This is a genomic window from Arthrobacter sp. GQ119 (assembly GCF_059759125.1).
Genome location: NZ_JCAXEA010000015.1, coordinates 88,038 through 108,023, shown reverse-complemented (window position 1 = coordinate 108,023; position 19,986 = coordinate 88,038). Strand labels below are relative to the sequence as shown.

Annotated in this window: 19 protein-coding genes and 1 pseudogene; 13 read left to right on the top strand and 7 right to left on the bottom strand. The window is 66.2% G+C overall.

Annotated elements, in window-relative coordinates; translation table 11 throughout:
- Window positions 1–14 precede the first annotated feature (14 nt).
- Window positions 15–1,217, bottom strand: coding sequence for an ROK family transcriptional regulator (locus tag AC6CH3_RS15005; RefSeq protein ID WP_498133173.1), 1,203 nt, complete (start codon window positions 1,215–1,217; stop codon window positions 15–17).
- A 129-nt stretch (window positions 1,218–1,346) separates the two neighbouring features.
- Between AC6CH3_RS15005 and AC6CH3_RS15000 the strand changes: the two genes are divergently transcribed.
- The 5 genes from AC6CH3_RS15000 (at window position 1,347) to AC6CH3_RS14980 (ending at window position 7,539) form a co-directional block, all read left to right on the top strand.
- On the top strand, window positions 1,347–2,765 hold the full coding sequence (locus AC6CH3_RS15000; RefSeq protein WP_498133172.1) for an ABC transporter substrate-binding protein: 1,419 nt from the start codon (window positions 1,347–1,349) through the stop codon (window positions 2,763–2,765).
- 25 nt (window positions 2,766–2,790) lie between these two features.
- Window positions 2,791–3,744 (top strand): carbohydrate ABC transporter permease, encoded by a 954-nt coding sequence (locus AC6CH3_RS14995; RefSeq protein ID WP_498133171.1) that lies wholly within the window; start codon window positions 2,791–2,793, stop codon window positions 3,742–3,744.
- A complete protein-coding gene (locus AC6CH3_RS14990; RefSeq protein WP_498133170.1) occupies window positions 3,744–4,637 on the top strand; it encodes a carbohydrate ABC transporter permease in 894 nt (297 codons plus the stop codon). Before AC6CH3_RS14995 ends, AC6CH3_RS14990 begins: the two co-directional genes overlap by 1 nt.
- 52 nt (window positions 4,638–4,689) lie before the next feature.
- Entirely contained in the window at window positions 4,690–6,399 is a 1,710-nt protein-coding gene (locus AC6CH3_RS14985; RefSeq protein ID WP_498133169.1) for a glycoside hydrolase family 13 protein, read from the top strand.
- A 159-nt stretch (window positions 6,400–6,558) separates the two neighbouring features.
- A complete protein-coding gene (locus AC6CH3_RS14980; protein ID WP_498133168.1) occupies window positions 6,559–7,539 on the top strand; it encodes an aldo/keto reductase in 981 nt (326 codons plus the stop codon).
- 111 nt (window positions 7,540–7,650) lie between these two features.
- Here the strand turns inward: AC6CH3_RS14980 and AC6CH3_RS14975 are convergent, their stop codons facing one another.
- Together AC6CH3_RS14975 and AC6CH3_RS14970 are read right to left on the bottom strand one after the other, a co-directional pair.
- Window positions 7,651–8,574, bottom strand: a complete 924-nt coding sequence (locus tag AC6CH3_RS14975) for a TauD/TfdA dioxygenase family protein (protein WP_498133167.1) — start codon at window positions 8,572–8,574, stop codon at window positions 7,651–7,653.
- 46 nt (window positions 8,575–8,620) lie between these two features.
- Window positions 8,621–9,640: an ABC transporter substrate-binding protein gene (locus AC6CH3_RS14970; protein WP_498133166.1), complete on the bottom strand. Its 1,020-nt coding sequence runs from the start codon at window positions 9,638–9,640 to the stop codon at window positions 8,621–8,623.
- Window positions 9,641–10,002: 362 nt separating this feature from the next.
- Here AC6CH3_RS14970 and AC6CH3_RS14965 point away from each other — a divergent pair, with 362 nt between their 5' ends.
- From AC6CH3_RS14965 to AC6CH3_RS14930, 8 genes and pseudogenes are all read left to right on the top strand, one after another.
- A complete protein-coding gene (locus tag AC6CH3_RS14965) occupies window positions 10,003–10,866 on the top strand; it encodes an HpcH/HpaI aldolase/citrate lyase family protein (protein WP_498133165.1) in 864 nt (287 codons plus the stop codon).
- 27 nt (window positions 10,867–10,893) lie between these two features.
- A pseudogene (locus tag AC6CH3_RS14960) lies at window positions 10,894–11,650 on the top strand (DUF2797 domain-containing protein).
- A 63-nt stretch (window positions 11,651–11,713) separates the two neighbouring features.
- Window positions 11,714–11,938 (top strand): DUF3188 domain-containing protein, encoded by a 225-nt coding sequence (locus AC6CH3_RS14955; RefSeq protein WP_498133207.1) that lies wholly within the window; start codon window positions 11,714–11,716, stop codon window positions 11,936–11,938.
- Window positions 11,939–11,991: 53 nt separating this feature from the next.
- Window positions 11,992–12,453, top strand: a complete 462-nt coding sequence (locus AC6CH3_RS14950) for an FAS1-like dehydratase domain-containing protein (protein WP_400580374.1) — start codon at window positions 11,992–11,994, stop codon at window positions 12,451–12,453.
- A 2-nt stretch (window positions 12,454–12,455) separates the two neighbouring features.
- Window positions 12,456–12,893 (top strand): MaoC family dehydratase, encoded by a 438-nt coding sequence (locus AC6CH3_RS14945; RefSeq protein WP_498133164.1) that lies wholly within the window; start codon window positions 12,456–12,458, stop codon window positions 12,891–12,893.
- Entirely contained in the window at window positions 12,890–14,158 is a 1,269-nt protein-coding gene (locus tag AC6CH3_RS14940) for an MFS transporter (RefSeq protein ID WP_498133163.1), read from the top strand. The genes AC6CH3_RS14945 and AC6CH3_RS14940 overlap by 4 nt, the downstream gene beginning before the upstream one ends.
- 58 nt (window positions 14,159–14,216) lie before the next feature.
- Window positions 14,217–15,284 carry a UDP-N-acetylmuramate dehydrogenase gene (locus tag AC6CH3_RS14935; protein ID WP_498133162.1) on the top strand — a complete coding sequence of 356 codons (1,068 nt, stop codon included), beginning with the start codon at window positions 14,217–14,219 and terminating at the stop codon, window positions 15,282–15,284.
- A gap of 90 nt (window positions 15,285–15,374) precedes the next feature.
- Window positions 15,375–16,502, top strand: coding sequence for a winged helix DNA-binding domain-containing protein (locus AC6CH3_RS14930; protein WP_498133161.1), 1,128 nt, complete (start codon window positions 15,375–15,377; stop codon window positions 16,500–16,502).
- Between the two features lie 55 nt (window positions 16,503–16,557).
- Here the strand turns inward: AC6CH3_RS14930 and asd are convergent, their stop codons facing one another.
- From asd to AC6CH3_RS14910, 4 genes are read right to left on the bottom strand one after another with little or no spacing between them, the layout of a single operon-like run.
- Window positions 16,558–17,700: an aspartate-semialdehyde dehydrogenase gene (gene asd, locus AC6CH3_RS14925; protein ID WP_498133160.1), complete on the bottom strand. Its 1,143-nt coding sequence runs from the start codon at window positions 17,698–17,700 to the stop codon at window positions 16,558–16,560.
- Between the two features lie 44 nt (window positions 17,701–17,744).
- Complete coding sequence (locus AC6CH3_RS14920; RefSeq protein WP_498133159.1) at window positions 17,745–18,146, bottom strand: hypothetical protein; 402 nt, start codon at window positions 18,144–18,146, stop codon at window positions 17,745–17,747.
- Window positions 18,133–18,786 carry a hypothetical protein gene (locus AC6CH3_RS14915; RefSeq protein ID WP_498133158.1) on the bottom strand — a complete coding sequence of 218 codons (654 nt, stop codon included), beginning with the start codon at window positions 18,784–18,786 and terminating at the stop codon, window positions 18,133–18,135. Before AC6CH3_RS14915 ends, AC6CH3_RS14920 begins: the two co-directional genes overlap by 14 nt.
- A 9-nt stretch (window positions 18,787–18,795) precedes the next feature.
- Window positions 18,796–19,887 carry a WXG100 family type VII secretion target gene (locus AC6CH3_RS14910; protein ID WP_498133157.1) on the bottom strand — a complete coding sequence of 364 codons (1,092 nt, stop codon included), beginning with the start codon at window positions 19,885–19,887 and terminating at the stop codon, window positions 18,796–18,798.
- Window positions 19,888–19,986 lie beyond the last annotated feature (99 nt).

The following is a 19,986-nucleotide window of genomic DNA, read 5'->3' as shown; positions in this document are numbered from 1 at the left end:
TGGCGCTGCGCTGTTCAGGCGGGCAGGGACAGCTCCAGGTCCAGGCTGTTTTTTTCCACATAATCCAGGGCACACCTGACGGCGCCCACGGTCACGATCGAGTCCCCGAGGGGGGAAACGGCAACCCGCGGCGGGGTGACCGTGAACTCCTTCAGCCGCTCCGCGATCGAGTCGAGCAGCACGCCTGCGGAGTTTGCCACGGCACCGCCGATGACCACCAGCTCGGGGTTGATGATGGTGGCCACGGCGCCGATGACGCGGGCCATCCTGTCGGCCAGCCGGTCCAGGATCTTCAGGGCAACCGCATCGCCGGCAGCGGCGGCGGCAAAGACATGCTCTGCTTCGGCGCCCTCGGCAGCATGCTCCCGGAGTGAGGTCTTGGCCTTCCCCGCAAGGGCTTCGGCCGCCCAGATCCGCGCCAGGGTGGCGATGCCGAAGGTGTCGCCCACACCCTCCACCATGTCAAGGAACGCCAGTTCGCCGGCGCCGCCGCCGATGCCGTGCAGCAGCCGCCCGCCGTCGATCACTCCGGAACCAAAGCGTTCACTGGCCAGGATGACGACGACGTCGTCCACGCCGGCGGCAGCACCGCGCCAGCGGTCTCCCAGGGCGGCCAGGTTGGCGTCGTTTTCGAGGAGTACCGTCCATCCGCGGAGGTCCCGGAGCGCGGCCTTCAGACCGACGTCGAACAGTCCCCAGAAGTGCTGGGTGACGAGAACGTCCCCGTTGCGGTCCACCGGCGCAGCGATGCCGGCGCAGACAGCGAGCACCGAGTCGGGCGAGGCACCCACGCTGTTCAGGGCCATCATGGCCGTCCGGTCAATGACGGCGATGCGTTCCTCGGCAGGGATTTCCGCGCCGGCAAAGGGCTGGCTGGACCGCCCCAGCGCTTTTCCGCGGAGATCGGACACCACCACGGTGGCCTTGGAGATGCCCACGTCCATGCCAAGGACATAGCCGGCTCGCTCGTTGAGCTCGAACCGCCGCGCCGGCCGGCCCTTTTGGTAGCCGCCGAAGGCCCGCTGGTTTTCCAGTTCCCTGATCCAGCCGCGCTCCATGAGGTCTTCGCACACCGAGATGGCCGTGGCCCGCGTGAGCCCCGTGGCCTGCATGACTTCGGTGACGGTCACAGCCTGGGATGCGCGCATGAAGTCCAGGACAGCCCCGGCGCTGACCCGCCGCAACAGCTGGGGCGTTGCCGCCGTCATCTCAGACATGGTGTTGACCTCCCTGTGCTTTTCACCACATAATACTTGAGGAACTAAATTTAGATTCCATATAAACTTGCCCGGTGGGCCGGACGGCCGCCGACCACTGGCTTTTCCTCCAGTCCTTCACCCAGCCTTTTGCAAAGGAGCAACCGTGAACAGCATCCTGAAGCACTGTCCGCCCGGACCCCCGACCCGCCTGCCACATACCGCCCGCACATCGGTTTCCTCCCTGTGAAGGCCGCCGCACGCAGCACTGAACTGCGCAGCAGAACCGCACCGCTGAGCAGGCGCGCGCTGCTGAAGGCTGCCGGCCTCGCCGGCGCCGCCGCCATGTTTCCCCTGGCCGGCTGCGGCGCGACGCCCAGCACACAGAACGGCATCACCACGCTGCGGTTCATGCAGAACAAGCCAGAGGTCGTGGCCTACTTCAACCAGGTCATCAAGGATTTCGAAGCCCTGAACCCGGACATCCGCGTGATCCAGGACTTCAACGAGGGCAACTTCGTCCCCGGCCTCGTGCGCAACGATCCGCCGGACGTCGTGACCCGCGGCTTCGCGCAGGCAACCGCCGACTTCGTCCGCAAGGGCGTTTTTGCCGACCTGTCCGACATGCCTGTCGCAGCCACCATTGATCCCAAGATCCAGGAGCTGGTCAGCTCCTGGGGCCAGTACAAGGGCAACGAAACCAGCGCCCTGCCGTTCTCGCTGGCCGCGGCCGGCGTCATCTACAACCGGGACATCTTCGCGGCCAAGGGCGTGCAGGTTCCCACCACCTGGGACGGGTTCGTGGCCGCGTGCGAAACGTTCAAGGCAGCCGGCATCACCCCCATCTACGGAACGTTCAAGGACAACTGGACGCTGGGGCAGGGCATGTTCGACTACGTGGCCGGAGGCACGCTCGACGTGGCGGACTTCTTCTCCAAGCTCACCGCACGGGGCGCCGCCATAACCCAGGACGCTCCGGAGTCCTTCACCAGCAACTTCGCTCCAGCACTGCCCAAGATGCTGCAGCTGGCAGCCTTCTCACAAAACGGCGCAGTCAGCAAGAACTACGCGGACGGCAATGCCGCGTTCGCCAAGGGTCAGGCCGCCATGTACCTGCAGGGCCCCTGGGCGCTGTCCCAGCTGGTGGCAGCCAACAAGAACGTCAGGCTCGGTTCCTTCCCGCTGCCGGTCACCAATGACCCCGCCGACACCAAAGCCCGCGTGAACGTGGACATGGCGCTGTCCATCACCCGCAACACGCCCAACATGGCCGCGGCCCAGCGGTTCGTCAATTACCTCCTGGAACCGTCAGTGGTGAATACCTACAACGAGAAGAACGCCGCATTCTCGCCCCTCAAGGACGCACCCGCCGTCGAGAACCCGCAGATCACCGGCCTGAGCGACTCCGTCAACGAGGGGCGCTACTACCAGGGAGCCACCACCTACTTCCCGCCGTCGGTGCCGCTGTACAACTACGTCCAGTCCTTTGTGTACGGCAGGAACGGCAAGCAGTTCCTCGCCGCCCTCGACGACGAATGGCGCCGCGTCGCCGAGCGCACCGCGGTCTGACCCCACCCCGACTTCAGGAGCCCCAATGACTATCACTTCCCGGGTGGCCCAGACAGCCCGTCCCGCAGGACAGAAGACCCCGACATCCGCCGTGGAAAGACCCGGAGCGTTCCGGTCCAGGAACGGCATCGATCCCACGTACTACTGGATGGTGGTGCCTGTCCTGGCACTGTTCGCCTTCTTCATCACCCTGCCGGCGCTCGTCGGCGTCTTCTTCAGCCTCACGAACTATGCCGGCTACGGCGACTGGAAGTTCATCGGACTGTCCAACTACGTCAATATCTTCAAAGACCCGGCAGTACTGCAGTCTTACATTTTCACTTTCGTTTTCGCCCTGACCACAACGGTGGTGGTGAACGTTGTGGCACTCGCCATTGCCCTGGGCCTGAATGCCAAGATCAAGTGGCGGACCGGCATCCGCACCGTGTTCTTCATTCCCATGGTGCTGTCCGCGCTGATCGTGTCCTTCGTCTTCAACTACCTTTTCTCCAACACCCTGCCGGTGCTGATGGAACGGCTTGGTTACACACCCCTGGCCACGAGCATCCTGGCCAACGAGAACCTCGCCTGGATCGCCATTGTGCTGGTCACGGTGTGGCAGGCCGCCCCCGGCGCCACCATCATCTACCTGGCGGGTCTGCAGAGCGTGCCCTCCGAGGTGTATGAGGCGGCGGACCTGGACGGTGCCGGCAGCTTCCGGCAGTTCCTGAGCCTCACGCTTCCGCTGATCATGGGGTACCTGGTGATCAACGTGATCCTCGGGTTCAAGGGTTTCCTGGGCACCTACGAGATCATCGTCGGCCTCACGGGCGGCGGTCCCGGCATGGCAACACAGTCCGTGGCCATGCGCATCTTCTCCGGCTTCACGGGCGGGGACTACTCCTACCAGATGGCCAATGCCGTCATCTACTTCCTGATCACGTTGCTGATCTCCGTCATCCAGCTGCGCCTCATCCAGCGCCGGGGGGTTTCTCTCTAATGACCGCATCCACACTTTCCAGGCCCGTGAACCCTGCGGCACCGCCGGCCGGCAGGACCCGCAAGTCCAGCCGCGAGGGCTACAAGGTCAACTGGTGGCTCACCGCACTGATGCTGGTGGCCTCCCTGACCGTCCTGCTGCCGCTCTACTTCACCGTGGCCATGGCCCTCAAGTCCCCGGACCAGATCGGCGGAACGGGCCTGGCCTGGCCGAGCCCGATGAACTGGGAGAACTTCGCCGCCGCGTATGTGGCCACCAACTTCCCGCGGGCCTTCATGTCCACCGCCTTCGTCACGGTCTTCAGCGTCCTGGGATCCCTGGTCTGCAGTTCGCTCGTGGCCTACGCCATCGCCCGGAACTGGAACCGGAAGTTCTTCCGCGGCTCGTTCGTATACCTGCTGTCGGCCATGTTCATTCCGTTCCCGGTGATCATCCTGCCGCTGATCAAGCAGACGGCGCTCCTTGGCCTGGACAATCCCGCAGGCGTCGTGTTCCTGCACGTGCTGGGCGGCATCTCCTTCAACACGCTGCTCTACATCGCCTTTGTCCGCTCCATCCCGGTGGAACTGGAGGAATCGGCCCGCATGGACGGTGCCACCACGTGGCAGGTGTTCCGCAAGATCATCTTCCCGCTGCTGGCTCCCATGAACGCGACCGTGGGCATCTTCGCCTTCCTCGGCTCGTGGAACGACTTCCTGCTGCCGCAGATGATGATCGCCGACCCGGCCCTGCAGACGCTGCCCGTCGTGCAGATGCTTTTCCAGGGCGAATTCAACACCAACTACAGCCTCGCATTCGCGTCGTACCTCATGGCCATGGCGCCCACCCTGGTGGTTTACATCCTGGCCCAGCGGTGGGTACTGTCCGGAGTGATGCGTGGTGCAGTCAAGTAGATCCAACATTCCATCCAGCAACGAAACAAACCACAAGTAAAGGAAGCATCCCTTGTCCACCACCGCCACACTGGCAACCCTGTCCGATGACCACCAGCTCGCTGATCCGAACTGGTGGCGCCAGGCGTCCGTGTACCAGATCTACCCGCGCAGCTTCTCCGATTCCAATGGGGACGGACTGGGTGACATCAAGGGCATCACCGCCAAGGTCCCGTACCTGAAGTCGCTGGGAATCGACGCCGTCTGGCTGAGCCCGTTCTACCCCTCGGCGCTCGCCGACGGCGGCTACGACGTGGACGACTACCGCGACGTGGACCCGAAGCTGGGAACGCTGGAGGACTTCGACGAGATGTCAGCGGCACTTCACGCCGCCGGGATCAAGCTGATCGCCGACATCGTCCCGAACCACTCCTCGGACCGGCACCAATGGTTCCGGGAGGCCCTCGCCTCCCCGAAGGGATCACCTGCCCGCGACCGCTACATCTTCCGCGACGGCAAGGGCCCGAACGGTGAGTTCCCGCCGTCGGACTGGGACTCCGTATTCGGCGGTCCCGCCTGGGAGCGCATCACCGAACCGGACGGCACTCCGGGCCAGTGGTACATGCATATCTTTGCCAAGGAACAGCCGGACCTGAACTGGGCCAACCGGGAGATCCGCGACGATTTCCTCAAGACCCTGCGCTTTTGGTCCGACCGCGGCGTGGACGGCTTCCGCGTGGACGTCGCGCACGCCCTGACCAAGGACCTCACCGAGCCGCTGCTGTCCAAGCTGGAACTGAGCGCAGCAAACACCGGCACGGACGGCTTCGCCGACGGCTCCCACCCGTTCTGGGACCGGGACGAAGTCCACGAGGTCTACGCCGAGTGGCGCGAGGTCTTCAACGAATACAACCCGCCCCGCACCGCCGTCGCCGAGGCCTGGGTGCACGCCACACGCCGTCCCCGCTACGCGAGCCCCCGGGGACTGGGCCAGGCGTTCAACTTCGACCTGCTGCAGGCCGACTTCGACGCTGAGGAGTTCAAGGAAATCATCACCCGCAACCTGGCAGAGGCCGCCGCCACCGGAGCCTCCTCCACCTGGGTCTTCTCCAACCACGACGTCGTCCGGCACGCCACCCGCTATGGCCTGCCCAAGGGATCCAAAGGCAAGCACGCCAAGGGCCAGGACGGCAAGGAGTGGCTGCTGGCCGGCGGTCCCAAGGAGGATCTGGACCTTGAGCTCGGCGAGCGCCGTGCCCGTGCGGCCACCTTGCTGATGCTGGCGGTGCCCGGCTCGGCCTACCTGTACCAAGGCGAGGAACTGGGCCTGCAGGAAGTCGCGGAAATCCCGGAATCCGAGCGCCAGGACCCCTCGTTCTTCCGCAACAAGGGCGTGGAAGTGGGCCGGGACGGCTGCCGCGTGCCGCTGCCCTGGTCGGTCGAGGGCACGTCCTTCGGGTTCGGCGACGGCGGGGCGCACCTGCCGCAGCCGGAATGGTTCAGCAAGTACGCCGTCGAGGCACAGGACGGCAGGGAAGGCTCCACGCTCGAGATGTACCGCACGGCGCTGAAGCTGCGCCGCGAACTGCAGGCCGCGGAAGAGCTGGAATGGATCGAAACCGGCAACCCGGAGGTCCTGCACTTCAGCCGCCCCGGCGGCTGGCACTCCGTGACCAACTTCGGCGACACCGCCGTCGAGCTTCCTGCCGGAACCGTGCTGGTCAGCAGCACCCCGCTGGAAGGCGGCAGGCTGCCGGCCAACGCCACGGCCTGGCTGCGCTAACCGCGCAGCAGCGAGACGGGCAGCGAACCGCAGCAGTAGCGAGACGCGCAGCAGCGGACAGCAGTGAAACCGCGCCGGTGGCGGTGCCCTGTGCCAGGGTGCCGCCACCGGCGCATTTAAACGCTGGGCCTTCTCCGGCGGAAGTGAAAGAGTGATGCAATGACTGAAGAAACTGCAACGGCGTCCGGCCGGGGGACCGCCGGCCGGCTGATCTATGGGTGCATGGGCCTGGGCGGGAGCTGGTCGGGGGCCCCGTACACCGTCACCGACGTTGAAACCGCGGCTGCGGCGGTGGAGGCCGCGATGGACATCGGGGTCACGCTGTTCGATCATGCGGACATCTACCGGAACGGAAAATCCGAGGCAGTTTTCGGCGAAGTCCTTGCCGGGTCTCCCGGGCTGCGGGACCGCATCCAGCTGCAGACCAAATGCGGCATCCGGCTCAATGAGCGGGGCCTGGAGACACACTATGACCTGAGCCGTGATGCCATTATCGAACGGGTGAACGGCAGCCTCGAACGGCTGCGCACCGACCACGTCGACGTCCTCCTGCTGCACCGCCCCGACCCCCTGATGGACCCGGCAGAGGTGAGCGCCGCCGTCGGGAAGCTGATGGCGGACGGCAAGGTGCGCGCGCTGGGCGTGTCCAACATGTCCGCTGCCCAGATCGAGTTCCTTCAGGACAGCCTCGAGACGCCCGTGATCGCCAACCAGCTCGAGCTGAGCCTGCTCAAACGCGACTGGCTGGAGAGCACTGTGCTGGTCAACCACCCTGGCGCCGCTGACTACAGCTTCCCGCACGGCACCCTGGAATACTGTGCCCGGCGGGGCATCACCCTGCAGGCCTACGGTGCCCTGGCGCGCGGCCACTACACCGGCAATCCGCCCGAACGGCCCACGCTTGCCGAAGGGGCCACGGCCCAGCTGCTCTCCGACATGGCACGGGACAGGGACACCACCAGGGAGGCCGTGCTGCTGGGGTGGCTGATGAAGCACCCGGCAGGGATCGCTCCGGTGATCGGCACGGCGAACGCGGACCGGATCCGGGCCTGCGCAGGGGCATCCAGGGTGGCGGAGACCATGACCCGCGAGGAATGGTACCGGCTGTGGGTCACGGCCCGCGGGAGCACCATCCCTTAAACACGTAAACCCAACTGGCTCGCAGTTGCGGTCGTTCTGAACGTTCAAAACGACACCTGCTGCGAGCCAGTTGGGTGTGGGTGCGTCCCTGGAAGTGCCGACGGCGGTGCGTCAGCTCAGCGGGGCAACCTCCGAATACGTGGACGAGTCGCCCTTCAGCGCCTGGCTCGGCGTGCCGTCCACGCTCACCGGAATCTCCCCGGCGATGGTGACGCGGTTGAGCTTGCGCTGCTGGCCGTCGTAGTTGTCCGGAGCGTAGTGCTGGGTGATCCTGTTGTCGAAGAGCACCACCTGGTTGGGCTCCCAGTCCACGCGCACCACGTTCTCGGGCCGCGTGACATAGGCCTGGAGCAGCCGGATGATGTCCCGGGACTCCGTGTTGGACAGTCCAACGATCCGCAGACGCTGTGCGAAGCCCCCAATGAACAATCCGCGCTCGCCAGTCAGCGGGTGGACGCGCACTACGGGGTGCGCGGTCTCGAACTTGAGCCGGGTGAACTCCTTGCGGCGCTCCTCGGCGTTGGCGTGCTCCAGGTTCTTGGGCACTGAGTAGTCGTAGTCGTTGGTGTGGATGGCCCACAGGGTGTCGGCGAAGTTCCGCAGCTCATCCGGCAGGTCCCGGTACGCGGCGGCGGAGGACGCGATCAGTGTCTCGCCGCCGTACGCCGGCAGGTCGATGCTGCGCAGCGTGGACGCCTGCGGCGGGTTGACCACGAACGTGACGTCCGTGTGCCAGTTGTTGGCGGCGCCGTTCTCGCTGTCCACGGGCAGGACGTTTTCCTCGCCCTCCACGGAGGCCACTGTCGGGTGGGCCTTGGTGAGGGGCCCGAAGTGGCTGGCGAACTTCACCTGGGCCTCGTCGGAGAGGATGTTGGCCTCCCGGAAGACGAGCGCCTTGTGCTCGTTCAGGGCCGCGCGGATCTGCGCCACGGTTTCGGCGCTGAGGTCCCCGCTGAGGTCAAGGCCGCGGATTTCGGCGCCGATGCGGGATCCCAGCTTGGCGAATTCGAGTTTGGTTTCAGTGATGGCGGTCATGGTTCTTCCCTTACTGTTGTGTTCCTTGCGGTGATGGAGCGGCGGTTTACTTGGAGATGAGGCCGTTGAATTCGTTGGTGTAGAGCTTCTTGGGGTCGAAACCGTCCTTGATGTTGCCGGCGGACTTCAGATAGTCGTTCCAGCGGGTGAAGTCCTCATCCTTGATCTCGCCCTTGGCGGGAACGCCTACGCTCTTCCAGTACTGCAGGGCGGCCGGGTTCTCATTGCGGCCGCGCTCGTTCAGGATTTTGGTGAAGCGGGCAATCACTTCCTTGCGGGGAGTGGTGCGTTCCCACTCGATTGCCTTCGCCACGGCGGTGGTGAACGTCCGGGTGGTGTTCGGGTTCTGGGCGATGAAATCTTCCCGCAGCACATACGGTCCGCCGGCGAAGCTGCCGAACAGGTCAAAGTCGCTGAAAACGGAGCGCAGCCCGCCGTTGGCAATGGCCCTGTCCTGGAGGACGCTGCCGAGGGAGCCGGCGTCCACCTGTCCGCGGCGGATGGCTTCCTCGGTGTCGTTGGGCGGGACCACGACGAGCTGGACCTGCTTGATTTCCTCCGCGCTGAGCCCGTTCTTGCGGAGGTAGGTGTTGATCACGGCCTCCGAATGGGCGCCCAGGGTGTTCACCGCGATCTTCTTGCCGATGAAGTCCCTGGCGGATTTGATGGGGCTGTCCTCCTTGACGTAGAAGCCGTTGAAGGTCTTGCTGTCCTCGCCGTAGTAATTGATCACGGCCTTGACCGGCGCCCCGGCCTCGACGAGCTTCACCACGGCCCCGGCAAACGCTCCGCCGAAGTCCGTCTGGCCGGTCGCCGCCGACTGGATGTCCTGCGGGCCGCTGATGGTGTTGCCCACCCAGTTCAGCTTCACGTCGCCCAGATACCCCAGGTCTTCGGCCAGTTCAGGGAGTGTCACGGTGTTGGCCCAGCCCTGGTAGCGGAGTTCCTTGACCTCGTTGGCGCCCGGTGCGCCTGTGCCGGCCACCGAGGGACCGCCGCAGCCGGTCACTGTCAGGGCGATGACGACGGCGGCCGCAGCACTCAGGATGGTCAGGTGTCGTTTCATGGAGGTTCCTTCGGTTTCGTTGCAGGCGTTCAGGTGTAACAGGCGCTTCCAGCTGCCGGTGGTCAGGTGCGGGCGGCCGGGGGCCGTTCCTGCCGGCCTCCGCGGCGGCCGATGGATCGATGTAAGCGCACTTCGGGTGCCGGGAAAAGCGCCCGGTTCACGGATGGACACCCTTGGAAATCCGCGGAAACAGGGCGCAACGGAGGGTCATGAGACATCCGGTTGCGGCGGATTATCCCCTGTGACGGAAGGCTGGCGGAACGTCCCTGAGGGAGCCTAGGATTGGGCTCTTGGTCGTATTGATCACCGCGGAAGGCCGGTCATCTTCGCCTTAGCAGGTGCAGGCCCGATACGGTATATGTATGACGTCTACTTCCACCGCCGAGATCACCCGGCACGAACGCAACATCCCTGCCGAAATCGCCCGTTCGTGGCTGCTGGTCAACGCAATGAAAACCGAACTTTTCGACCAGTCGGCGGTGTCCCGAGCGGACTCCATCATTCTCGACATCGAAGACGCGGTGGACCCGTCACAGAAGAACACGGCCCGCGATAACGTGGTGAACTGGCTGACAGGCGGCGGCCAGGCCTGGGTCCGGATCAACGACGCCCTCAGCCCCTTCTGGGCCGACGACCTCGCTGGCCTCCGCGGCACTCCCGGCCTGCTGGGCATCATGCTGGCCAAGACGGAATCCGCCGACCAGGTCACGGAGAGCTTCCACCGCATGGACGGCAAGACGCCCGTCATCCCCCTCGTGGAGAGCGCCGTCGGCATCGAGGAAGCCAACAACATCGCCAAGGCACAGGGCGCGTTCCGCCTCGCCTTCGGATCCGGCGACTTCCGCCGCGACACCGGCATGGCCAACACCCAGGAAGCCATGGCATACCCGCGCGCCAAGCTCGTGGTGGCCAGCCGCGTCGGCAACCTGCCCGGGCCCATCGACGGCCCCACCGTCGGCACCAACCACCCGATCCTGCGCGAACAGACCGGCGTCACGGTGATGATGGGCATGACCGGCAAGCTCTGCCTGGCCATTGACCAGACAAGCGTCATCAACGAGGTCATCAGCCCCACGCCGTCCGACGTCGCCTGGGCCACCGACTTCATGGCCGACTTTGAAGCCAACGGCCGCGTTATCCGCGACGGTTCCGACCTGCCGCGACTCGGCCGTGCCGAGAAGATCATTAAGCTCGCGGTAGCCTTTGGGGTGCAGCCGGCGCTGTAGCCGGCCCCAGTACTGCCAGGAGACCCCGTGACCGATACCAGCTATCTGGTGCACGGGGTCTTTTGGGATGGCCCGCCTCCTGCATCTGCAGCGGCCGACGGCGGACGTCCCGTGCTGCGCCTGCAACCGCTTTCGCCGAAGCGCGGATTTCGCGGGTTAAAGCTCGACGCCGGCACGCGGCTCGGCTTCCGGGTCGCGGATGGTGGGAAGCACTGCCTCGGGCACACCAGGGTTTTCTCCGCTTCGGAGCGGGAACATGTGCCGTGCCCGGACCGGTTCCCGGCGGCACGGGGCAGCCAGTGTGAGCGCTGCTTTGTGGTGGACGACTTCCGGCTCATCCACGACTTCCACCGGGGCAGCCGGGTGCCGCCCGGGCTGCGCAGCTACCTCATGCAGCCGCACTGGCTGTACGTGGCCACTTTCGCCAACGGCGCCAGCAAAATCGGCACGGCGTCGCAGCCCCGGAAATGGAACCGGCTGGCCGAGCAGGGTGCCGTGGTGGGCCGCTATGTGGCGCACGCCGACGACGGGCGCGTGGTGCGCCTCCTGGAGGACAGGGTGACGCGGCATTTGCAGGGCCGCCGTGCGGCATGCGTATCCGCACGGCCTGGACGGCGGCAGCCACGGCTTCACCCTCGGGGCACTGTGCGGAAGCCACGCCCTGGCTGTCATCGACGGTTCGGATCTTGACTTCGTGGTCAGCCTGGGGCAGCTGAAGGCCCGGCACGTGGAGCTGGGGGAGTTCAGTTCCGGCGTTCCGGCAGTGCAGGAAGCGCTGTTCTAATGGCCGCCGCTCCGGGACTTCCGTCATGAACTCCAGTATTCGGGCGGCTTGTAGACTGGCATGGTGCTGAACGAATTCTGGGCCACGGCCCCCGCATCCTACAAAGTCCTGGTATTCAGCGCTATGGGCCTGATCGCTGCGGGCATCATCCTCAACCTCGCCGGGAACGGCATGCACAACCAGGGGCTGATGATCGCCTCGCTGCCCGTGATCGGCCTGGGCCTGGTCCTGCACGTCGTCGCCCTCGTGGTCCGCGGCCAGCAGATCCGCAAGTCCTACAAAAGGTAGCGGCAGCCGGCCCGACTGGGTGGTCCACGCCCACCCCCGATAGGGTTGAGGCCATGACTATCAATCCGGATCTGCAGGGCCGGAGCTACCCTGCCGCAGAGGTGTACGACGTCGGCCGCGAGAAAATCCGCGAGTTCGCCCGGGCCGTCAAGGCCACCCACCCCGCCCATTTCGACGTCGACGCCGCACAGGGCCTGGGGCACCGCGATCTCGTGGCTCCGCCGACGTTCGCCATCATCATTGCGCAGCGGGCCGACGCCCAGCTGATCGAGGACCCGGAAGCCGGCATCGACTTCTCACGCGTGGTCCACGCCGACCAGCGCTTCACCCACCACCGCCCCATCTTCGCCGGCGACCGGCTGGTGGCGGAGCTGCATGTGGACGGCGTCCGCGCCATGGGCGGCGGCGCCATGATCACCACCCGGGCAGAGATCTTCGCCCTCACCGACGGCGACGGCCGGGAGCCCGTTTCCACCACCAAGTCGTCCATCCTGGTCCGCGGAGAGGGACAGTAACCATGAATGCCGTTTTCGAAAATCTGACCGTCGGCCAGGACATCGGCAGCCGGAGCATCGGCGTCACCCGCCAGGACCTGGTCAAGTACGCCGGCGCGTCCGGTGACTTCAACCCCATCCACTGGAACGAGGCGTTCGCCACCGGTGTGGAACTCCCCGGCGTCATCGCCCACGGCATGTTCACCATGGGTGCCGCCGTGCAGCTGGTGACCGACTGGGCAGGCGACCCGGCCGCCGTCGTCGATTACCAGACCCGCTTCACGAAGCCGGTGCTGGTCACCGACACCACCGGATCCCCCGATCCCGGGGCGGTGTTCGACGTCAGCGGCACCATCGGTGCGCTCGACGCCGATGCGCGCACCGCGCGCGTGGACCTCGCCGTCGTCTTTGACGGACAGAAAGTCCTCGTGAAGGCCCAGGCGCTCGTCAAGCTGCCTTGAGTTCCACTGCCATCCAGGCACCGGAGGTCACGCACTGGCGCAACGCCGTGGTGGTGGCCTATGCAGCGAGCGGCCTCGCTTTCGCCTCATGGGTCGCACGGCTGCCCGCCATCCGCGACGGACTGGACCTTACACCGGCGACCATCGGGCTGCTGCTGCTGTGCATGTCGGCCGGGTCGTTCCTGTCTGTCTCCGCGTCGGGGCTGATCGTGCTGCGGCTCGGTTCCAAGCGCACCATCCGCATCGGCAGCATCATGGTGGGCGCCGGGCTGGTCCTGGCCGGATTCGGCACATCAGTGCTGGCCAGTCCGCCGGCGGTGGCTGCCGGGCTGGTCGTGATCGGCCTCGGGACCGCGAGCTGGAACACTGCGTCCAACGTTGAGGGCGCCGCCGTGGAGCGCGCCGTCGGACGCCACATCATGCCGCGGCTGCACGGCGCCTTCAGCCTGGGAACCGTGGCCGGTGCCGGGCTGGGGGCCTGGGCGGCGGGCGCGGACGTGCCCGTGTTCTGGCACCTCGCGGCGGCGGGCCTGGCGGTGGCGGGTTCGGTGACGACGGCGGCCCGCTGGTTCCGTGCGGACATCACGCCTGTTGAACGCTCGGCCCCCTACCGTCCGGACACCTTCGAGGACCCGTCCACGGGACCGATCCCCATCATCCGCCCGGGAACCGAAGACGCGGATGCCCCGCTGGACAACAAGCGCAAGATCGCGCAGGCCTGGCGGGACAAACGGACGCTGCTGCTGGGTGTCATGGTGCTCGGCCTGGCACTGGCCGAAGGCGCGGCGGGGGACTGGGTGGCGCTCGCACTCGCGGACGGCCACCACCAGTCGGACGCAGCCGGAGCAGCAGGCTACGGAATCTTCGTCACTTTCATGACCATCGGAAGGTTCGCCGGAACAGTCCTGCTCGACCGGTTCGGCAGGGTGCCCGTGATGCGCTGGTGCTCCGCGCTCGCCGTCGCGGGGCTGGCCCTGTTCGTGTTCGCACCGGTGCCGTGGCTCGCATTCGCTGCCCTGGCCATCTGGGGGCTCGGTGCCTCGCTGGGCTTCCCGGTGGGCATGTCCGCCGCCGCCGACGATCCCGCCAAAGCGGCTGCCCGTGTGTCGGTGGTCTCGACCATTGGCTACGGTGCCTTCCTGTGCGGGCCGCCGCTGCTGGGTCTCCTGGCCGAACACGTCGGAATCCTCCACTCCCTGCTCGCCGTCATGGCTGTCCTCGTGGTGAGCTTCCTGCTCTCTCCGGTGGCACGGAAGCTGCCGTAGCCTCACGCACGGAGGGCCCGATAACAGGCACACCGGCAATCCAAGTTAAGCTGGACAGGTGACTCCCACCATGCTTTACGACCTGACCACCGCTGCCGTCGGCGGCCCGGCCTCCAACTACATCGAGGCCCGCACGGAAGCGGAGATCATCGAGGCGGTGCGTTCGGCGGACGCTGCGGGGGAGCGGGTGCTGATCATCGGCGGCGGTTCCAACCTGCTGATTTCCGACGACGGGTTCCCCGGGACCGTCGTGAAGATCGCCTCGGAGGGGTTCACCGTCAGCGCGGAGGACTCCTGCGGCGGCGTGTCCGTGGTGGTCCAGGCCGGCCACAACTGGGATGCCCTCGTGGAGCACGCGGTGCTGAACGCCTGGTCCGGGATCGAGGCGCTCGCCGGCATCCCCGGTGCCACCGGCGCCACTCCGGTGCAGAACGTGGGCGCGTACGGGTCTGAGGTTTCCCAGACCATCGCCGCGGTCCGCACGTGGGACAGGGAACGCAACGCTGTGAAGACCTTCACCAACTCCGAGCTGAAGTTCGGCTACCGGGATTCGATCCTCAAACAGACCACGGTCAACGGGTCCCCCCGCTACGTTGTCCTCACCGTTGAGTTCCAGCTTCCGCTGGGGAGGATGAGCGCCCCCGTCCGCTACGCCGAGCTGGCCAGGATCCTCGGTGTTGACCAGGGGCAGCGGGCCTACTCCAACGATGTCCGCCGGGAGGTGCTCCGGCTGCGTGCGTCCAAGGGCATGGTCCTGGACCCCGCCGACCGCGACACCTACTCCACGGGATCGTTCTTCACCAATCCGATGGTGCCCGAGGACGTCGCGGCCGGCCTGCCGGGAAATGCGCCCCGGTACCCGGGCGGCTCGGACGGCCTCGTCAAGCTTTCTGCTGCGTGGTTGATCGACCAGTCCGGGTTCGGAAAGGGCTTCGGGCTGGACGCCGGCAGCGTGTCCGGCGGTCGGGCATCCCTGTCCACCAAACACACCCTCGCCATCACCAACCGCGGCTCCGCCAGCGCCGCCGATATGGTGGCAATCGCGCGCGAGGTGCGGGACGGCGTCGTCGGGCGTTTCGGCATTGAGCTGCACCCGGAGCCCCTGCTGATCGGCGTCGAGCTCTAGGCACTGCTCCTGCACTAGGCACTGCTTCTGTGCCAGCCGGTGCCGGTGCGGCCCGGCCAGCCGGCAGTTCTCCGGTCTTAGGATGGGGGAATGGCATCGCCGGCGCGGACACGGGTCACTCCCAGGATCATCGGGCGGCTGCGGCTGGCATCGCAAGGGTTGCTCGGTAAGGGGTTCGCCGGCGTGCCCGAGGCCGTCCGCGGAATGACTGCGCTGCAGGCGCAGGATCTTCAGGCGGCGCTGTGGGCAGTTGGCCTGCGCGTTCCCGGGGCCGGACTCAGCGACGTTCGGGCCGCCCTGAATGCGGGAACAGTGGTGCGGTCCTGGCCTATGCGCGGTACCCTCCACCTGCTCGCCCCGGAGGATCTGCGGTGGATCCTCAACATCACCACACCGCGCCTGGTCCAGGGCATGGCGAGCCGCCACCGCCAGCTGGAGATCGCTGCCGGGGACGTCGAAGTCTGCCGGAAGATCGCCCTGGACCTGGTTTCCGGGGCGGGCAGTGAATCCGGCAGGCCGGCCGGGGCCACCCGGAGTGAGCTGCTCGCAGCCTTCGAAGCAGGCGGCCAACCGACCACGGGGCAGCGCGGCGTCCACCTGCTGGGGTTGCTGTGTCAAAGCGCGTCGCTGGTGCCGGGGCCGCTGGAGGGCAACCAACAGAAGTTCGTGGCATTCGACGACTGGATCCCCACCTCCCGGGACCTCGGACGCGAGGAGGGTCTCGCCGAACTGCTGCTGCGGTACCTGCGAAGCCATGGACCGGCGACGGTGCGGGACTTCGCCTGGTGGTCCAACACCACCCTGACGGGGGCGCGGGCAGCCCTGGCCAGGGTGCGCGGGGAACTCGTGGAACTGGAGTTTGACGGAACGGGCTACTGGCTCTCACCCGGGACAGCCGCGCTGCTGGACGACGGTGTGCCCGGGCAGCGCACGGTGCTGGCGCTGCCAGGGTTCGACGAGTTCGTGCTCGGGTACACGGACCGCAGCCTGGTGCTGCCGCCGGAGCACGCCCAGAAGATCGTCCCGGGCGGCAACGGGGTGTTCAAGAAGGCGATCGTCGCGGGCGGCGAAGTGGTCGGGACATGGGGGCGGCAGGGGACAGGGCGCGCTGCACGGTTCGTTCCCGAGCCCTTCGACGATACCGTGCCCTTCGGCCCCTCGGCCCTGGCAGCGTTCACCAGGGCCGTTGAGCGGTACGAAAGGTTTCTCGCGGCCTGATCGACCCTGCCCCGCTTGACCGGGGGGCAAGGCCGGTTATGCGGCGCAGGGCGGGCTAAAGCGTCCCGGTGGCGATGTTCAGCATGCGGCGGAGCGGTTCGGCTGCTCCCCACAGGAGCTGGTCGCCGACGGTGAAGGCGCTGATGTACTCCGGGCCCATCTCGAGCTTGCGGATACGTCCCACCGGAATGTCCAGGGTGCCTGAGGCCGCAACCGGAGTGAGGTCTGCCATCGAGGCTTCCTTGGTGTTGGGCACCACCTTGACCCACTCGTTGTCCTTGGCGAGGATGTCTTCGATTTCGGTGACGGACAGGTCCTCGCGCAGCTTGAGGGTAAGCGCCTGGGAGTGGGAGCGCATGGCACCGATCCGGACGCACAGGCCGTCCACGACAACCCGGTTGTCGGCGGAGGTGCCGAGGATCTTGTTGGTCTCCACCCCTGCCTTCCACTCTTCCTTGGACTGGCCGTTGCCGAGGTCCGCGTCGATCCAGGGGATCAGGGAACCGGCGAGCGGCACGCCGAACTGGCTGGCGTCGATGTCGGTGCGCTGGTGGGCCAGGACCTTGCGGTCGATGTCCAGAATGGCCGACGCCGGGTCGTCCAGTTCGGTGCTGACCTCGGCGTTGAGCGTGCCGAACTGGCTGAGGAGCTCACGCATGTGCCGTGCACCGCCGCCGGAGGCGGCCTGGTAGGTCATGGAGGTGCCCCACTCGACGAGGCCGTTCTTGAAGAGCCCGCCGAGGCCCATGAGCATGCAGGAGACGGTGCAGTTGCCGCCGATGAAGTCCTTGGTGCCGTTGGCCAGGCCCTTGTCGATGACGTCGCGGTTGATCGGGTCCAGCACGATGATGGAGTCATCGTTCATCCGCAGGGTGGAGGCGGCGTCGATCCAGAGGCCATCCCAGCCGCGGCTGCGCAGTTCGCCGTGGACCTGTTTGGTGTAGTCGCCGCCCTGGGCGGTGACGATAATCGGCAGCTTCGCCAACGTGTCGACGTCGAACGCGTCCTCGAGCTTGCCGGCCGCACCTGCGGCCGCGCCGGCAAGAGTCGGGGCGGCGCCGCCTGCGTTTGAGGTGGAGAAAAATACCGGGTTGATGTTGGCGAAGTCGCCCTCATCCTGCATGCGCTGCATCAGGACAGAGCCGACCATGCCACGCCAACCGACCAGTCCAACGGACGGAGTAGCTGCTGTAGTCATTTGGCCAGTTTAGACTTTGCAGCGCCGGGGCGCAGTCGGTTACGTCACTCGATGGGCCGCGAAAGATTCCGGGCTTTGCGCAGCCGCTCGGCCCGGCGCTCCTTGAGATAGCTCATCCACGCAAAAGTGAAGGGATAGATGCATGCGGGAAAGACCCACCACACTTCGCCAAGCATGTGCCATGTACCCTGGATCGCGACCTGGACCACGAAGTAGACCAGGACGCCCATGCCTACGGTTAGGAGGAGTGCGAGAAAAAGGATACCGCCGGAGCTGTTGACGGGCTTGATCAGGCCGCCGCCGTCGTCCTTGCGCACACCGTATTCGGCAGGAGTGTAGCCCACCAGCTCGCCGTTCTCCGCCCTGCGATGGATCAGCTGGTCATCTGAACGGTCGGACGGCACGTAGCCGGGATCCTGCGGGACGCCCTGGCTACGCCGCGCCACGGGCATCCTCGATCGCAGTCAACAGCGCGGCATCGTCCAGGCCCGCGGTCTCAGCGACGTCGTCCTTATCGAAGTCCGGGACGCCTGTGGTCCAGGTTTCGTCTTCACGCCGGACCAGAAGGTGCTGCTCGGAGTCCAATGTCTTGAAGACGAAGTACGCAGAGCCTCCGGGATTCTCGGCAACATGCTGTTGAACGATGCGCAGGGTGGCTTCTGCCGAGGACAGGGCGGGGTCCTTCGCGAACACAAACCAGGTTCCCAGCAGCCGGGGCTGCAGCATGATGGCTACGTCGGGCGCCTCAATAAAGGCGACATTATCCATGGTTTCGGCGGTCAGGAGGGAAATCTCAGTCCAGCGGGTGGCCTGCCCCAGCGCCGTGGCCACGGCAGCGGCCACACCCTTAACCCCCAGATTGCCGTCGTGGTCAACGGTGGCCAGGTCCCGCGCCAGGAGCGACGACGCGCCGGCTGTGGACAGGCTGACGTCATCCACCATCTCCTCGGCACGGAAGACAGCGACGGATCGGTCCCGTGCGGGACCTTCGAAGACGTTCAGAAGATACGCAAACTCGCCCACACCGAAGCCGATGACGTCGATGCCGAGGCGCGGCTCCTGCTGGGTCTGGTCCTGAACAGTCATTCTTCTCTCCTAATCGCCGAACCCGAGGAACTTGCCCACGGACTTACCCGCATCCACGAGGGTATCTTTCGTATCACTGACGAACTTACCCGGGTCCTTCACCGCGTCAGCGATCCCCTCGCCGACGTTCTTGCCCACGCTGCTGATGGTGTCCCAGTTCTCGTAAACAGCAATGCCGACGCTGGCGACCTGGCAGACCGTCCCGGCCGGAGGCGGCAGGAAGCAGCCGACGCCCAACATTGTCTTTCCCAGGTTGGCGGCGCCGCCCGTCAGGTCGCCCTTGGAGAAGCTTTGGTAGCTGTCGTAGGCGCTGAAGCCGACGCCGGCCCAGCCGAGCGTCCGGCCGAGGCCCGACTTGCCTAGCCACTCAAGCTTGCCTCCCGCACCAATCAGGGGCTTTTCTTCCAGCAACGGGGCGAGCCTGGCAAGTCCCGGGTAATTATGCAGGTTCTTCAGCGAGGCAAGATCCGACGCCTTGTCAATGAAGCCCAGAGTCCGGTTGGCCTTCGAAGAGTTGCTCAGAAGGCCTTCGAGCGCGGCGGTCCCTTTGGTGGTCTGCAGCAGGTGGCGGCTGTCAAAAACCGGGCCGCCGAGCCGGTGCCGGCCCTTCGTCAGCAACGCCTGGGCCAGCTCCGCCCGGTGGTTCTTCAGCACCCATCCGTACTGCCCTGCGTGCTTGGCCAGTGTGAGCGGAGCTTTGATGTACTTCTGGAACGTCAGGAAGGAACGGAGTCCGCCGAGCCCGCCGAGCAGCACCCCGCCCACCACACCCGGCAGGGTGCCGCCGGGACCGCTGAGAGTGCCGGGTCCGCCGCCGGACCCGGGGGCAGCATCGCTGGCCTTCTCCTGCTCGTTGGCGTTGTCCAGCAGCCTTCTTGACTCGCTCTTGAGGGCGCGTGCGGTCTGCTGGATGAGTGCCCTGTGGTCGGCATTCCAGGCCGAGCGGAACTGGCTGGCATCGTTGCCCTTCCACGACGGGGTGCTGTTGATCTGGTTGGTCAGAAGTGATGACGTTTGCAGCAGGTTGTCGGATACTTTTCCAAACTGCTGTGCGAGTGTGCGGAGCTGCGCCACATCCGCGCCCCACAAATTGCCTGCCACTGTGGCATCATCCCCCGAAGTTTGAACGTTCTCTGTCTGAACGGCTGCTGAGTCCTGCAACACTGTAGTTGCAGCGCTGCGCCGTCGCGATGGGCAGCC